A 14,630-nucleotide genomic window follows, 5' to 3' on the forward strand; every position below is an offset into this window, starting at 1 on the left:
CCCGCCACTGCGGAGGGGATGATGGGACAGAACGGCGAACGGATCGGAACGGTCGGCGCATTGTGGCGCTATCCCGTCCAGTCGATGCGCGGCGAAGCCCTGGTGGAGGCCGAAGTCGGCGCGTCCGGAATCTGCGGCGACCGCGCCTATGGCGTCGTCGACCCGGAGATCGGCAAAGCCATCACCTCCGCCGGCGGCAAGCGGAAATGGCGGGATCTCGTCACCTATACCGCCCGGTTCACCGCACCGCCCGAGCCCGACGCCCCGATGCCGCCGGTCGAGATTACCCTGCCCGACGGCACCCGGTTTACCGGCGACCTGCCGGACATCGACGCGCGGCTTTCGAAGCATCTCGGCCGGCCAGTGCGCTTCGCGTCGCTCGCCACCGCGGAGGCCGCCTATGCCCTGTCGCCGCTGCATCTGCTGACCACGGCGACGCTCCGGGAACTCGGCCGGCATTATCCGGAGGGCCGGTTCGAGCTGGCGCGGTTCCGGCCGAACGTCGTGATCGATACCGGGGAGAGCACCGGATTTCCCGAGACCGGTTGGATCGGCCGAGAGCTTGCGATCGGTGAGTCCCTTCGCCTGCGGATCGCGGATCATTGCAAGCGCTGCGTGATGACCGTGCTGCCGCAGGGCGATCTGCCCCAGGATCCCGCGATCCTGCAGACGGTGCGCGAGCACAATGCGACGCGCGCCGGCATCTATGCGGAGCTTCTGCAGCCGGGCGCGATTCGCCAAGGCGACGAGGTCAGGCTGCTGCCAAACGGTTGAGCCGCGGCATCAGCGAGCCCATCCAGAGCGCGGCGATGAAGCAGTAGGCCGCCATCGCCAGAAACTGCGCCTCCAGCGCCACGCCGGCATCCATGAGGATACCGATCAGCCCCGGCGACAGCGCCGTGGAGAAGACCATCCCCGCCGTGGCGAACGCCCGGATCGCGCCCAGATGCCTGGTCCCATAGAGCTCCGCCCAGAGCGCGCCCTGGATGGTGGCGGAGCTCCCGAGCGTGAGCCCGACGAGCGCCATGAAGACCGGCAGGACATAGGGGCTCGTCACATAGGTCAGGATCAGGATGGCGACCCCGAGCGGGACGAGGAACGACGGCAGCAGACGGCGCGCGCCGAAGCGGTCCACCATCCAGCCGGCCGCGAGCGCCGACAGGACACTGACCCCAGCCAGGACCGGGAAACCGGCCGCGAACCAAGCGAGCTCCCAGCCCTTCATCTCGACGATGGTGACTTGGTTGAAGAAGATGCCGGTCGCAATGAAAGGCTGCGCCAGAACGCCCGGCATCAACGCGTAGAAGAGGCGGCTCTTCAGAACCTCGCCGCGGGTCCAGTCACGGCGGACGGGATCCTCGCCGCAATCGCCCGGCGCGGCGGGGCCGGCGGTCGGGGTCCGCTCGCGCCTCAGAAGGGCGATCAGAACGGGTACCGGCACCGCAACGAGGGCGACGGCTGCCGCGACCCACATCAGTCGCCAGCCAACGAGACCGATAGCCGTGACGGCGATCAGCGGCAGTACCGCCTCGCCTGCCGGAAAGCCGAGCGCGGCGATGGAAACGGCCCGTCCCCGCTTGCGGTTGAACCACCGACCCATGGCCGTCATCGCCACGTGGGTCAGCATGCCCTGGCCGAAGAAGCGCAGGCCGAACAGCACCAAAGCAAGCATCCAGGCGGAAGCGACGGACGCCATGGCCAGCGACGTCAAGGCCAGTCCTGCCATCACGCCAACCCCAAGCCAGCGAATCGAGAACTTGTCGGCGAACTTCCCGGCCCACATGAGCAGGGCCGCGCTCGCCAGCGTACCGACCGTATAGAGGCTGCCGAACTGGCCATCCGTCATGGCAAGATCCGCCTTCAGATAGCCGGCGAAGATGGCGATGAAATAGGTCTGTCCGAAGCCGGAGCAGAGCGTCAGAAGGAAGCCGCTCGAAAGCCAGCGGATCTCCGAGCGCAGGTCGGGTGCAAGCATGGCCTAACCGAATCGCAGCTTGAACCACAGGATTGCGCTGGCAAGCAACAGGGTCGCAATGTTGGCCAGAATGATGGCGAGCGATCCCAGCAGGACGCCATAGACGATCCAGAGAACGATCCCGAGCCAGAACAGCAGGAACATGGCGAGCGACAGGTCCCTCGCCGAGCGCGTTCGATAGACTTTGAGCGCCTGAGGCAGGAAAGACAGCGTTGTCAGCGCCCCCGCGAAGAGGCCGATGAACTCGCCGGCTCCGCCGAGATCAAGCATTGATGGTCCCCCGAGTCGCGCAGTCCCCAAGCCGCGTCCCGCATCGCCAGTCGAATAGCAGATTCCGTCGACGCGCGCATCAGCAACCTCTATCCGGTCTCGACGACATCGAGATGGGTCCAGGCGAAAGGCAGGCCGTCCGCGCGCAGCCGCTGCGTGCAGGCGTCGCGGAGGTCCGGGTCGGTGACCAGCGCGAGGATGAAATCGTCGAGCGCGAGCGGCGAGGCGCAGCGGCGGCGCAGCAGCTCCAGCATCGCTTCCTGCGGCAGGCCGGGATAGGGGCGGCCCTCGGCCCGGATCGCGGCCAGCCCGACCGGTGCGTCATCCTCCCGCAGGCAGCCCTGCAGGCTGACATAGCCATGGACCTGGCGCAGCATCGGCCCGTTGTCGATCGCCAGTTCGACCGCGCCGAGCCGGCCGAAGACATAGTGCTCGCCGGCGATCTCTGTGGCGTGCATCGCGGCGAGCTGCTCCGCGTCGAGCCAGGTGACCGAGAGCCGCACCCGCGCCCCCGGCGTCGGGAAGAGGTTGCCCGGGATCGAGCCGTAGCGGGTGATGTGGGTCGCATAGACAACGTCGAAATCGGCGAGCCAGGCCCGCGTCACCGGGATGCGGGCCGGCGGCGGAAAATGCGCGAACTTCCGCCGCAACTGATCGGGCGACTGGTTGGAGCCGACAGCCAGCACTGGCGTGCGCCCCGCGAACACCGGGTCATCCAGCGCCGGTAGCGGGCGGACCGCGCCGTCGGCGAGGAGATAGGACTCCTCAGGAATGAAGAAGGGATAGCCCTTCGCCAGGGCCAAGCGCTCGGCCGCGCCATTGGGCACCGGCCAGAGCGTCATCGCGCGGCGGTCTTGTGGTCCGCGGGAAGATGGTCGTCGGACAGGCGCTCGATCCGGTAGCGGGAGAGCGCGTCGTCGACCGTTGCCCAGGCATGCCGCTGCCATTCGGCTTTCGCCGCCTCGTAGGAGTCGAAGGGTCCGAACCATTGCTCCTTCGTACCCGCCGCCGGCTCCTTGAAATGCGTGTCCTTGTAGACTCCGCCGACCACCCAGTAATGCTGCGGGCCTTGCTCCGACTCTTCCTCGATGCGATAGCGGCTGTTGGCATCGTCGACGGTCGACCAGGCGAGGCGCTGCCATTCGGCCTTCGCCGCCTCGTAATCCTTGAACGGGCCGGCCCGCTGCTCAGGGCCGCCGCCGGCAATCTTATCGAAATCCGTATCGGTGTACTGTCCGCCGACCACCCAATATCGCGCCATCGTTCCAAATCGCTCCTGCGTCATTGCGCCCGACCGCGCCGTTTGTATAGTCGAGATATGACCAAAACACCAAGCATCCAACCCGACGACTTCCGAGAGATCTATGACCGCTTCCAGGCCTCGATCTCGCGCCATGACTGCGGCCGCAAATGCGCGCCCCTGAACGGCGGCGAACCTGTCTGCTGCTCGACCAAGAACGCGATACCGATCGTGCAGAAGGCGGAATGGCGCCTGCTGAAGACGCGCACCGACATGTGGCGCCGCTTCAAGCCCCATGACAGCGCCAGCCGCCAGATCGTCGCCGAGCTGTCGACGGACTGCGCCGCCATCGAGTGCCGAGGGGCGCGCCACTGCGAGCGCGACAACCGCAGCCTCGCCTGCCGCGCCTTTCCCTTCTGCCCCTATATCACGCGGGAGGGCGACTTCATCGGCCTCGCCTGCTACTGGACCTTCGAGGACCGCTGCTGGGTGATCTCGAACCTGCAGGAGGTCGACGCGGACTTCGTGCGCGATTTCGTTGCCGCCTACGAGTATCTGTTCGAGAAGGACCCGGAGGAGTTCAAGACGTTTCGCGACTATTCCGCCACCATGCGCCGCACCTTCTCGCGGCAGGGGCGCTATATCCCGCTGATCGGCCGCGACGGCGGCTATTCGAAGGTCCTGCCGCATGGCCGCGGCATCGTCAAGGCGGACCCGGCCAAGTTCCCGAAGCACGGCCCCTACAAGTCGGAGCGAGCCTACGAGCGTGCCGTCAAGGAGGCGGGCGGTACGGTCGCGGACTGACGGATAGATCGCGCGGTTCAATGACGGACCAGAGCGAAAAGGAGAAGATGCTCGCGGGCGTGCTCTACCGCGCCTCGGACCCCGAGCTTGTGGCGGAGCGTCGGAGTGCGCGGGCGCTGGTCCGGGCGTACAACGCGACGACGGGCGATGATCCCGAGGAGCGGATCGCGCTTCTGCGCCGTCTATTCGGAGAGGTCGGGCCGGACGTGGAGATCGAGCCGAGCTTCGCCTGCGACTATGGCTACAACATCCGCGTTGGCCGAAACCTGTTCGTGAATTTCGGCGGTGTCTTTCTGGACTGCGCGCCGATCACGATTGGCGACGATGTGCAGATCGGCCCGCAGGTGCAGATCTACACCGCAAAGCATCCGATCGATGCGGCGGAGCGCCGAGCCGGGCTCGAATCGGCAGCGCCGGTCGTCATCGGCAACGGCGCATGGATCGGCGGCGGCGCCATCGTTCTGCCTGGCGTGACGATCGGCGACGAAACCGTGGTGGGCGCCGGCAGCATCGTGACGCGGAACCTGCCGGCGGGCGTCGTGGCGGTCGGCAATCCCTGCCGTATCATTCGCAGGTGCAATGGCGACAAGCCCAATCTATAGAACCACAGAGACACAGAGGCACAGAGTTCGGTAGATTTCCTGCTCCTCTGTGCCTCTGTGGTAAATCCTTCTCGATGCCTTACTCCTCCCTGCGCGATTTCATCGACCGGCTGGACCGCGAGCGGCGGCTCGTCCGCGTTTCGACGCCCGTCAGCCCGATCCTGGAAATGACCGAGATCCAGACGCGGCTGCTCGCCGAAGGCGGGCCCGCGGTGCTGTTCGAGAATGTCGTCGGTGAGAACGGGGGCTATGACATGCCGGTGCTCGTCAATCTGTTCGGCACCGTCGAGCGCGTCGCCTGGGGCATGAACCGCGAGCCGAAACAGCTCCGCGAGGTCGGCGAGACACTCGCCTTCCTGAAGCAACCGGAGCCACCCGGCGGCTGGCGCGAGGCGCTGGAACTGTTCCCGCTGCTCAAGACGGTGATGGCGATGAAGCCGCGGAGCGTCGGCTCCGCGCCGGCGCAGGAAGTGGTGCTCACGGGCGACGAGATCGACCTCGCCCGCCTGCCGATCCAGACCTGCTGGCCGGGCGAGCCGGCGCCGCTGATCACCTGGCCTCTGGTGGTGACGAAGGGGCCCGGCAAGCGCCGCGAGGACGATTTCAACCTCGGCATCTATCGGATGCAGGTGACCGGGCGCAACACCACGCTGATGCGCTGGCTGAAGCATCGCGGCGGCGCGCAGCACCATGCCCGCTGGAAGGCCGAGAAGCCGGAGCCGCTGCCGGCCGCCGTGGTGATCGGCGCCGATCCGGGCACGATCCTCGCCGCCGTCACGCCGGTGCCGGACACGCTGTCGGAGTACCAGTTCGCCGGCCTGCTGCGCGGCGCGAAGGTGGAGCTGGTCGACTGTAAGACCGTGCCGCTGAAGGTGCCGGCGCAGGCGGAAATCGTGCTGGAGGGCCATGTCTCGCTGACCGATTACGGCGACGAGGGCCCCTATGGCGACCACACCGGCTATTACAACGCGGTGGAACCCTTTCCCGTCTTCACGGTCAGCGCGATCACGATGCGGCGGCAGCCGATCTATCTCTCGACCTTCACCGGCCGGCCGCCGGACGAGCCCTCGGTGCTGGGCGAGGCACTGAACGAGGTGTTCATTCCGCTGCTGACCCAGCAATTCCCGGAGATCGTCGATTTCTGGCTGCCGCCGGAAGGCTGCTCCTACCGCATTGCCGTGGTGTCGATGCGCAAGGCCTACCCCGGCCATGCCAAGCGGGTGATGATGGGCGTCTGGTCCTTCCTGCGGCAGTTCATGTACACCAAGTTCGTGATCGTCGTGGACGACGACATCGACGCGCGCGACTGGAAGGAAGTGATGTGGGCGATCTCGACCCGCATGGACCCGGCGCGCGACATCACCGTGGTCGAGAACACGCCGATCGACTATCTCGACTTCGCGAGCCCCGAGAGCGGGCTGGGCGGCAAGCTCGGCCTCGACGCCACCAACAAGCTGCCGCCGGAGACGAAGCGCGAATGGGGCCGCAAGATCCGCATGGCCGACGCGGTGATCGAGGAGGTGACGCGGAAATGGGCGGAATATGGCCTGCCAGGGAGCGGCAAGCCGATTTGGAAGTAGCATCGCCGCCATGACCATCGACCTGTCCGGCATGCAGCCATTCCGCATCGGCCGGAATCGCGTCTGCTACCTGCATCCCGACGACCCGTCGAAATGCATCAAGATCCGCTCGCAATCTGCGGACCCCAAGCCCCGGAAGCTGGCGAACCGGCTGCATCACAGGATCATCGACCTGACCGGTTGGCTCGATTTCAACAGCGCGGAGATGCGGAACTACTGCCTTGTGAAGGAGTCGCTGCGCGGTCACCTCCCGGAATATTTCGGCATCCAGCCGACCAACCTCGGCCCCGGCCTGGTGGTCGAGCTGGTCCGGGACCATGACGGGCAGCAGTCGGTCGCGCTAGCCGAGCATATCGGCCGGCACGGCAAGATCGCGGACCCCGATCTGTGGCGTCGCTTCGAGAGCCTGTTCGAGCGGCTGCGGGCGCATGACGTTCTGCTCTATGACCTGAACCTGCTGAACATCATCCTGCGGCAGGACGAGGCCGGGGTCGTCACCCCGGTCATCGTCGACCTCAAGAGCCTGAACAGCAGGCGGACCCTGCTGCAGCTCGCCGGCTGGTCGAAGGCCGAGGCTCGCCGCAAGCTGGACCGGCGCATCCGACAGCTCACGCAGCGGGCGAGCGCGTTCGCCTGAGCCCGCAGCCGAAGCAGCCTTGACCGGAGCGAGTCCCTCGCCTACCCTTTGATCCATGTATCGGCTAACGCATCGCTGGGTTTCGGAGCTTCGACTTCTGACCCCGGCGTCCTGAGGGACGCCGGGTCACCGTCGTTTTCCGTTAACCGCTTGCGTGCGTTGTTCGATGTGCTCTCAAAGACTCCCTGACTCCCTCCTCCTTCTGCGACTTATCGGCAGCCGTCGAGCCTAACGGCTGCTCGACGGCTGTATGCCGGTCGCCGTTCCCGCAATATCTGCGCTGATGGAGAAGGAAAGTTCAGATGACCGCCATGCCCATTCACAAATACCGACCATTCCCGCCGATCGACCTGCCCGACCGGCGCTGGCCCGGCCGCGTGATCGAGACCGCGCCGATCTGGTGCAGCGTCGATCTGCGCGACGGCAATCAGGCGCTGATCGAGCCGATGGGGCCGGACCGCAAGCGGCAGATGTTCGAGTTGCTGCTGCGCATGGGCTTCAAGGAGATCGAGGTCGGGTTCCCGAGCGCCTCGCAGACCGATTTCGACTTCGTCCGCAGCCTGATCGAGGAGGATCTGATCCCCGAGGACGTGACGATCCAGGTCCTGACCCAGGCGCGGGAAGAGCTGATCCGCCGGACCTTCGAGTCGATCCGCGGGGCGCGGCGCGCGATCGTGCATCTCTACAACTCGACCTCGACCCTGCAGCGCCGGGTCGTGTTCGGGCTCGACCGGCCGGGCATCGTCGATATCGCCGTCAACGGTGCCAAGCTGGTGAAGGAATGCACCGGGGCGATGCCGGAGACGGAGATCGTGCTGCAATATTCGCCCGAGAGCTTCACCGGGACCGAACTCGACTTCGCCGTCGAGATCTGCGAGGCGGTGATGGAAGTCTGGCAACCGACGTCCGCGCGCAAGATGATCCTGAACCTGCCCTCGACGGTCGAGATGGCGACGCCCAACATCTTCGCCGACCAGATCGAATGGTTCGGCCGCAACATCCGCGACCGCGACGCCATCGTCCTCAGCGTGCATCCGCATAACGACCGCGGCACCGGAGTCGCCGCGGCGGAGCTGGCGCTGATGGCCGGGGCGGACCGCATCGAGGGTACGCTGCTCGGCAATGGCGAGCGCACCGGCAATGTCGACGTCGTGACCCTGGCGCTCAACATGCTGACGCAGGGCGTCGATCCGGGCCTGCAGATTAACGACATCGACGAGATCGTCCAGGCGGTCGAGCATTGCAATCAGCTTCCGGTTCACCCGCGCCACCCCTATGCCGGCGAACTGGTCTTCACCGCCTTCTCCGGCTCGCACCAGGACGCGATCAAGAAGGGCTTGGTGGCGCAGGCGAAGAGCAATAGCGGGCTGTGGGAAGTGCCGTATTTGCCGATCGACCCCGCCGATCTCGGCCGGACCTACGAAGCGGTGATCCGCATCAACAGCCAGTCGGGCAAGGGCGGCGTCGCCTATGTCCTCGAGCAGGGGCATGGGCTGCGCCTGCCGCGCCGGTTGCAGATCGAGTTCAGCCAGGTCGTGCAGCGCATCACCGACGAGACCGGCAAGGAACTGCGGCCGGGCGATATCTGGACGAGCTTCGAGCGGGAATATCTCGCCGAGGACCGGCCGCTCGCCTTCGTCGAGCATCTGACCATCCCCGATACCCATGCCGGGGAGATGCGGCGGTTGAAGGCTGTCATCCGTGACCAGGGCGTGGAGCGCACCATCGAGGGCAAGGGCAACGGCCCGATCGACGCCTTCATCGACGCGCTGCGCACCCATTGCGGCGAGACGATCCGGGTCATCGACTATGGCGAGCATGCGGTGGGCCAAGGCGCCTCGGCCACGGCCGTCGCCTATGTCGAGATCAAGACGGATGACGGAAGGACGCTGTTCGGCGTCGGCATGAATCCGAACATCGTCTCCGCGTCGTTCAAGGCGATCGTCAGCGCAGTCAACCGGCTTCGCCGCGGACGATCATGATCGACGATCGATCCTGATGTCGGGTACGCTTTGGTGCTTTGACTCAGGAGCGTGACAGATCGAAAGCACCTTCTCCCTCTCCCCTTGTGGGAGAGAGCGGCCGAGTGGATGTGCCTTTTATCATCCGCCCGGCCCGCAGTGAAGAAGCGCAGGCCCTGACCGATCTTTCGCTGCGCTCGAAGGCGGTGTGGGGCTATGAGGCGAGCTTCATGGCCCGCTGCCGCGCCGTCATGACGCTGAAGGTCGCGGCGATCGAGGCGCAGCCGCATTATGTCGCCGAGGCTGACGGGAGACTGCTCGGCTTCTACGGGTTCGAGCCGGAGAAGGACGGAGTCGGCCTCGATTATCTGTTCGTCGCGCCGGAGGCGATCGGCCGGGGCGTGGGCCGGGCGCTCTGGGAGCATGCCGTCGCCACGGCCCGCCAGCTGGGCCATGCCACCTTGATTGTCGTCAGCGACCCGAACGCCGAGGGGTTCTATCGCCGCATGGGCGCGCGACCGGCCGGTGCGCAGCCCTCGGACCTGGAACCCGGCCGCTGGCTTCCGGTCTTGCGCTTTCCGCTCGGCTGAGCCAAGTAAGCCCTAGCTCTTTAAGCCTAGCCCTTCTGGCCCCCCAATCCGGAGTTCGTCATGCCCACCGCCACGACCCCGTCCTCCCAAGCCGATGCGCTCGATCTCCTGAACGACCTGATCGGCCGCGCGCGCAAGGCCGGGGCCGATGCCGCCGACGCCCTGCTGGTCGACTCGGCTTCGATGTCGCTGGCCCAGCGGCTGGGCCAGCCGGAGCGGCTGGAGCGGGCGGAGAGCCGGGATCTGGGACTGCGCGTGCTGATCGGCAGGCGGCAGGCGATGGTCTCCTCGACCGACACCGCGCCCGCCATGCTCGCCGAACTGGTCGACCGTGCCGTCGCGATGGCGAAGAGCGTGCCCGAGGATCCCTATTGCGGCCTCGCCGACCCGGACCAGCTCGCGACCGAGCATCCCGAGATCGAACTCTGCGATCCGGAAGAACCGGCGCCCGACATGCTCGTGGAGCGCGCCCGCGCGGCGGAGGAGTCGGCCCGCGCCGTCGAGGGCGTGACCAATTCCGAAGGCGCCGAGGCGGGATGGGCGCGCTCGGCCGTGTCGCTCGCCGCGTCGAACGGGTTCACCGGCAGCTATGCCGTGTCGCGCCACAGCGTCAGCGTCTCCGTCCTGGCGGGCGAGGGCACGCAGATGGAGCGCGACTACGACTACTCCTCGACCGTGTTCGGCAGCGACCTGGAGGACCCGGCCACCGTCGGGCGGCGCGCCGGCGAGCGAGCGGTGAAGCGGCTCAAGCCGCGCAGAGCAGCGACGGCGCGGTTGCCGGTGGTCTTCGACCCGCGGGTTTCGAACAGCTTGGTCGGCCATCTGGCGTCGGCGATCAACGGCACGGCGATCGCCCGCGGCACCAGCTTCCTGAAGGACAAGATGGGGCAGCGCGTCCTGCCGATCGGCGTCACCATCACCGACGATCCGCACCGCCAACGCGGCCTGCGCTCCAAGCCCTTCGATGGCGAGGGCGTCGCAAACCGGCGGCGCGCCATTGTCGAGGACGGCGTGCTCGCGAGCTGGATCCTCGATCTGCGCGCGGCCCGGCAGCTTGGCCTCACCAGCACGGGCCATGCCTCGCGCGGCACCTCATCCCCGCCCTCGCCCTCCACGACCAACCTCTATCTGTCGGCGGGAGAGCTGTCGCCGGAGGAGCTGATCGCCGGCATCCCGAACGGCTTCTACGTCACCGAGTTGATCGGCTTTGGCGTCAATGGCGTCACCGGCGACTACAGCCGCGGCGCCAGCGGCTTCTGGATCGAGCAGGGCGCGCTGGCCTATCCCGTCTCTGAGATCACGATCGCCGGCAATCTCAAGGACATGTTCCTGAATCTGACGCCCGCCAGCGATCTCGTCTTCCGCTACGGCACCGACGCGCCGACGATCCGCGTCGACGGCATGACCATCGCGGGAACGTGAAGAACATCGTCGTCCGTAGGGGGCGGTTTCAAACGGGCCATTAAGCCAATCTGTGGAAGCGACTGCCGATCTACAGGTCGGCAGCGATGAAAATCGCGTATTCAGAAGAATTTCTGGAAGAACGTCAGCGAGAACCGAATCGGCATCACCACCTGTCGCACCTTCTCTTTATAGATCGGCGGGAAGGGTGGCACCGGGGACGCCTCGCGCACCAATTTCATGGCGGCGGCGTCCAGCGCTGGAAAGCCTGAGCTGCGCCGGATCCCGACGCTGAGCACCGTGCCATCACGAGCGAGCGCAAAGGATAGGATAACCGTTCCCTCTTCCTTCCGTTCCTTCGCGGCCTCGGGGTACGCCTCGTCCTTGAATTGATTCAGCCAGCGGCGCAGGCGCTCGAGATAGTCGTCGCCGGATCCGTTCCGTCCGGCGCCGCCCGCCTCGCTGTCCGCTCGTCCAGTCGTGAGAGCGAGTTTACGCGTCTCCTTGTCGCTGACAGGCGCCGTTCTCGTCGACGACGCGGTGGTGGTCCGTGTGGGTTCCGCCGGTGGGACCGGCGCGATCAGCGCGGTCACATTGGAAAGCCGACGCTCGCTCTGCTCGGTCAGACGCGGGGCTGAAGATCGCGGTGGCTCGGGCTTGCGCTCTGGTAGCGGCCACGGCGGCTCGACAGCCGGCGGGAGCGCGGGCTGGTCGATGACGGTGGGCGGTGTCAGTTCTTGCTTCACCTCTCGACCGGCGCCGGATGGCGATGCCGCTGCGCTCGGTGCGGCCGCCGAATCGCTCACAGCGGCCGGTTCCGGCGGGCCGGGCGAGACGGTCGATTCGGTGACATCCGCCTGGGAACCGCCCGCGCCGACGGGGCCGGTCGGCGCCTTGGCCCCACCGATGCCAACCAGGCCAACCGGGATCGCCAGTAGCGGCTCGGAACTTCTCTCTTCGATTGGCAGCCGATTCAGGGCACCGAGGACGGCCAAGTGGAATAGGAGGGAAGCGGCGATGGACCGCCACCATGTCGAGCGGTCTTTCGCGCCCGGCACTGCTCTCTCGATAGCCGCCGGAGCGCGTATATTGCCGACCTCTTGCCGCACATCCGCGCGGGCATCGCGGCGGTCCAGAGGAAGCGCGTTGCGCATGGCAGCCCCCTTCATGGGGTTGCCCCGCGTCCTCCTGCCGCCGGGCCATTCTGGCCGGAGACGTGCCGAGAGTCGAACCGATCTTGCGATCCTGTCGCCCGAACCGTTAGCATTCCCGAACGAATCGACGGCGTCTCACAAGCAATCGCGCCCCCGGCGCCAAGCCGGGCATATCGGCGCACTTTCCAGGGGGCGTTCCGTGGCTTGGATCGGTACCGTCGGCTACCTCCTTGCGGCCAGCATCCTGCTCACGGCCTGCGGGTCGATTGAGCGGGCCTCGATCGATGGCGGGCCGGCGGGTACCGGCCCGCTGACCTTCGGGCTGGAGATCGACAAGGAGATCGCTTACGCGGAGCGCGAGACCCGACTGCGGATCGAGATCGATCCACCCAAGGCGAGCAAGCTTCCGGCGGCCGAGGCCGAGTATACGAGCCTGGATCCGAACACGTTGCTGACTGCATGGGATACACCGTCGACCCGCTTCTACGAAGTCGGTCCATTGCTAGCGCCGGGCTTACCGCCAGGCACCCAGGTCTGGAGCAGCTGGGAGGTTCGCTTTGCTGACCGGACGGAAACGGTGACGATGCAGGGAGCGGTCGGCGACGATATAGCTATCACCGGGCTCTGGCTACTCGATGCGGATGGCGACGCGCTGTCAGTTTACCCCAACGCGACCACAGATTCTGCTCTCGACGGCGTGCCGATTGTCCGGTCGGGCGAGTCGTTTCTGTTGCGGGTGGATATTCGGAACAACTCCTTCCGCGACGTACCGGGGCCGGTCACCGTCGAGTTGCGTTTCAAGGGACCGGTATCGGCGAATTTCGATCGCCCGGAACCCTTGAAGCTGATGGCGAGCGCAACCGAGACAGTTCTGTTCGAGAACGTCGTCTTGGATCTGAACTTGGGCGTCTCCGGCGAAACGGCGGTCGGCGTGACGGCTGCTGTCGCTCACCGCAGAGAGGACCATGCCCCGCAGAACAATGCCTTATCGTCAACGCTGATCCTGCGGCCGTAGCCGCAAATTGGCTGAATAGCCCTGGTTTCAAACCCGCCCCTAAACTGTCAGATTGACGAAGTCCTGCGGCTGCCCTCTTCTAATCCTCCGGGATAATCCACAGGGAGCTTGGCCATGCCGCCGGACACGACGCCACCCGCCCGCTCGGCCCCGTCCATTACCGTGGCCCGCAGAAGCTCCGGGGCAAGCCTGACCAACAGCGAAGCGGGAATCGATATGCGCGCCTTGCGCGCCTATCGCCTGCAACGGCTGCGGAACGAGCTGAAGGCGCGCGATCTTGCCGGCTGCGTGCTGTACGACCCGATCAATGTCCGCTACGCCACCGGCAGCCGCAACATGGCGGTGTGGACGTTGCACAATCCGGCCCGCTACTGCTTCGTCGCGACCGAAGGGCCGGTCATCCTATTCGACTTCCACAATTGCGAGTTCCTGTCGGAGGGGTTGGAGACGATCGACGAGGTACGACCGGCGACCTCCTGGTTCTATTTCGGCGCGGGGCCGCGGGTCGAGGAGCGCGCAAAGCGCTGGGCCGACGAGATCGCCGACCTCCTGCTTACCCATGGCAGCGGCAACCGGCGCTTGGCGCTCGACCATTGCGATCCGGCGGGCGCCACGATACTCGCGGCGCATGGAATCGAGATCCAGGACGCCCAGGCGCCGATCGAGATGGCGCGGCGGATCAAGTCGGCCGAGGAAATCGCCTGCATGAATGCCGCGGTCGCCGTGTGCGAAACCGGCATGGCCCGGATGCGCGAGGCACTGCGGCCCGGCATGACGGAGAACGAGCTGTGGTCGATCCTGCATCAGACCAATATCGCCATGGGCGGCGAATGGATCGAGACGCGCCTGCTCAGTTCGGGCGGGCGGACCAATCCCTGGTTCCAGGAATGCGGCGACCGTATCATCCGGGCCGGCGAGCTGGTCAGCTTCGACAGCGACCTGATCGGCCCGTTCGGCTATTGCGCCGACATTTCGCGCACCTATTTCTGCGGCCCCGGCAAGCCGAGCACCGAGCAGCGGCGGCTCTACCGCCTGGCCTGGGAACAGATCCACCACAATATCGACCTGCTCGAGCCGGGCTTGTCCTTCCGCGCCTTCGCGGAGCGGTCCTGGACGCTGCCGGCGTCCTGTGCCGCCAACCGCTATTCGGTCGTCGCGCACGGGGTCGGGCTGTGCGACGAATATCCGCACTGCGCCTACCTGCAGGATTTCGAGCGGGGCGGCTATGACGGCCTGTTCGAGGCAGGCATGACCGTCTGCATCGAGAGCTATATCGGCGAGGTCGGCGGCGACGAAGGCGTGAAGCTCGAACAGCAGGTCCTGATCACCGAAACCGGGATCGAGCTGCTGTCGACCTTCCCGTTCGAGGAGGAACTCCTGGCGCGCGAGATCTAGGAAGAC

The 14,630-nt window shown here is 66.4% G+C and carries 15 protein-coding genes; 10 read left to right on the forward strand and 5 right to left on the reverse strand.

Annotation, left to right across the window (positions count from 1 at the left end):
- Positions 1-18 precede the first annotated feature (18 nt).
- Positions 19-774: an MOSC domain-containing protein gene (locus tag DT069_RS20280; protein WP_425450424.1), complete on the forward strand. Its 756-nt coding sequence runs from the start codon at positions 19-21 to the stop codon at positions 772-774.
- Here DT069_RS20280 and DT069_RS20285 read toward each other — a convergent pair.
- The 4 genes from DT069_RS20285 to DT069_RS20300 all read right to left on the reverse strand — a co-directional run bounded on the left by DT069_RS20285 (position 752) and on the right by DT069_RS20300 (position 3,506).
- Positions 752-1,975, reverse strand: a complete 1,224-nt coding sequence (locus tag DT069_RS20285) for an MFS transporter (protein ID WP_119462149.1) — start codon at positions 1,973-1,975, stop codon at positions 752-754. The two genes, DT069_RS20280 and DT069_RS20285, sit on opposite strands and share 23 nt — an antisense overlap.
- A gap of 3 nt (positions 1,976-1,978) precedes the next feature.
- Positions 1,979-2,245, reverse strand: a complete 267-nt coding sequence (locus DT069_RS20290) for a SemiSWEET transporter (RefSeq protein WP_119462150.1) — start codon at positions 2,243-2,245, stop codon at positions 1,979-1,981.
- 89 nt (positions 2,246-2,334) lie between these two features.
- Positions 2,335-3,087, reverse strand: coding sequence for a hypothetical protein (locus DT069_RS20295; protein WP_119462151.1), 753 nt, complete (start codon positions 3,085-3,087; stop codon positions 2,335-2,337).
- Complete coding sequence (locus tag DT069_RS20300) at positions 3,084-3,506, reverse strand: DUF4170 domain-containing protein (protein WP_119462152.1); 423 nt, start codon at positions 3,504-3,506, stop codon at positions 3,084-3,086. Before DT069_RS20300 ends, DT069_RS20295 begins: the two co-directional genes overlap by 4 nt.
- Positions 3,507-3,563: 57 nt before the next feature.
- Between DT069_RS20300 and DT069_RS20305 the strand changes: the two genes are divergently transcribed.
- From DT069_RS20305 to DT069_RS20335, 7 genes are all read left to right on the forward strand, one after another.
- Entirely contained in the window at positions 3,564-4,289 is a 726-nt protein-coding gene (locus DT069_RS20305; RefSeq protein WP_119462153.1) for a hypothetical protein, read from the forward strand.
- Positions 4,290-4,309: 20 nt separating this feature from the next.
- Complete coding sequence (locus DT069_RS20310; RefSeq protein WP_119462154.1) at positions 4,310-4,891, forward strand: sugar O-acetyltransferase; 582 nt, start codon at positions 4,310-4,312, stop codon at positions 4,889-4,891.
- 74 nt (positions 4,892-4,965) lie between these two features.
- A complete protein-coding gene (locus tag DT069_RS20315) occupies positions 4,966-6,471 on the forward strand; it encodes a UbiD family decarboxylase (RefSeq protein WP_119462155.1) in 1,506 nt (501 codons plus the stop codon).
- 10 nt (positions 6,472-6,481) lie between these two features.
- Positions 6,482-7,108, forward strand: coding sequence for a YrbL family protein (locus DT069_RS20320; protein WP_162913323.1), 627 nt, complete (start codon positions 6,482-6,484; stop codon positions 7,106-7,108).
- Between the two features lie 302 nt (positions 7,109-7,410).
- Positions 7,411-9,090, forward strand: coding sequence for a 2-isopropylmalate synthase (gene leuA, locus DT069_RS20325; RefSeq protein ID WP_119462157.1), 1,680 nt, complete (start codon positions 7,411-7,413; stop codon positions 9,088-9,090).
- A gap of 104 nt (positions 9,091-9,194) precedes the next feature.
- The gene (locus tag DT069_RS20330) at positions 9,195-9,659 is read left to right on the forward strand and encodes a GNAT family N-acetyltransferase (protein WP_425450425.1); all 465 of its coding nucleotides are present in this window, start codon (positions 9,195-9,197) and stop codon (positions 9,657-9,659) included.
- Between the two features lie 60 nt (positions 9,660-9,719).
- Complete coding sequence (locus DT069_RS20335) at positions 9,720-11,081, forward strand: TldD/PmbA family protein (RefSeq protein WP_119462158.1); 1,362 nt, start codon at positions 9,720-9,722, stop codon at positions 11,079-11,081.
- A 101-nt stretch (positions 11,082-11,182) separates the two neighbouring features.
- On the opposite strand, the gene DT069_RS20340 is transcribed toward DT069_RS20335, so the two are convergent.
- Positions 11,183-12,214: an energy transducer TonB family protein gene (locus DT069_RS20340; RefSeq protein WP_425450426.1), complete on the reverse strand. Its 1,032-nt coding sequence runs from the start codon at positions 12,212-12,214 to the stop codon at positions 11,183-11,185.
- Between the two features lie 199 nt (positions 12,215-12,413).
- Between DT069_RS20340 and DT069_RS20345 the strand changes: the two genes are divergently transcribed.
- Together DT069_RS20345 and DT069_RS20350 are read left to right on the forward strand one after the other, a co-directional pair.
- A complete protein-coding gene (locus tag DT069_RS20345) occupies positions 12,414-13,229 on the forward strand; it encodes a hypothetical protein (RefSeq protein WP_119462160.1) in 816 nt (271 codons plus the stop codon).
- Between the two features lie 114 nt (positions 13,230-13,343).
- Positions 13,344-14,624 carry a M24 family metallopeptidase gene (locus DT069_RS20350; RefSeq protein WP_119462161.1) on the forward strand — a complete coding sequence of 427 codons (1,281 nt, stop codon included), beginning with the start codon at positions 13,344-13,346 and terminating at the stop codon, positions 14,622-14,624.
- The last annotated feature ends 6 nt before the right edge of the window (positions 14,625-14,630 follow it).

It is taken from the genome of Virgifigura deserti (genome assembly GCA_003576685.1).
Classification (GTDB): Bacteria; Pseudomonadota; Alphaproteobacteria; order Dongiales; family Dongiaceae; genus Virgifigura; species Virgifigura deserti.

Coding starts and splice junctions, on each gene's coding strand:
- DT069_RS20280 (WP_425450424.1), top strand. CDS start 19: ATGATGGGACAGAACGGCGAACGGATCGGAACGGTCGGCGCATTGTGG.
- DT069_RS20285 (WP_119462149.1), bottom strand. CDS start 1,975: ATGCTTGCACCCGACCTGCGCTCGGAGATCCGCTGGCTTTCGAGCGGC.
- DT069_RS20290 (WP_119462150.1), bottom strand. CDS start 2,245: ATGCTTGATCTCGGCGGAGCCGGCGAGTTCATCGGCCTCTTCGCGGGG.
- DT069_RS20295 (WP_119462151.1), bottom strand. CDS start 3,087: ATGACGCTCTGGCCGGTGCCCAATGGCGCGGCCGAGCGCTTGGCCCTG.
- DT069_RS20300 (WP_119462152.1), bottom strand. CDS start 3,506: ATGGCGCGATATTGGGTGGTCGGCGGACAGTACACCGATACGGATTTC.
- DT069_RS20305 (WP_119462153.1), top strand. CDS start 3,564: ATGACCAAAACACCAAGCATCCAACCCGACGACTTCCGAGAGATCTAT.
- DT069_RS20310 (WP_119462154.1), top strand. CDS start 4,310: ATGACGGACCAGAGCGAAAAGGAGAAGATGCTCGCGGGCGTGCTCTAC.
- DT069_RS20315 (WP_119462155.1), top strand. CDS start 4,966: ATGCCTTACTCCTCCCTGCGCGATTTCATCGACCGGCTGGACCGCGAG.
- DT069_RS20320 (WP_162913323.1), top strand. CDS start 6,482: ATGACCATCGACCTGTCCGGCATGCAGCCATTCCGCATCGGCCGGAAT.
- leuA (WP_119462157.1), top strand. CDS start 7,411: ATGACCGCCATGCCCATTCACAAATACCGACCATTCCCGCCGATCGAC.
- DT069_RS20335 (WP_119462158.1), top strand. CDS start 9,720: ATGCCCACCGCCACGACCCCGTCCTCCCAAGCCGATGCGCTCGATCTC.
- DT069_RS20340 (WP_425450426.1), bottom strand. CDS start 12,214: ATGCGCAACGCGCTTCCTCTGGACCGCCGCGATGCCCGCGCGGATGTG.
- DT069_RS20350 (WP_119462161.1), top strand. CDS start 13,344: ATGCCGCCGGACACGACGCCACCCGCCCGCTCGGCCCCGTCCATTACC.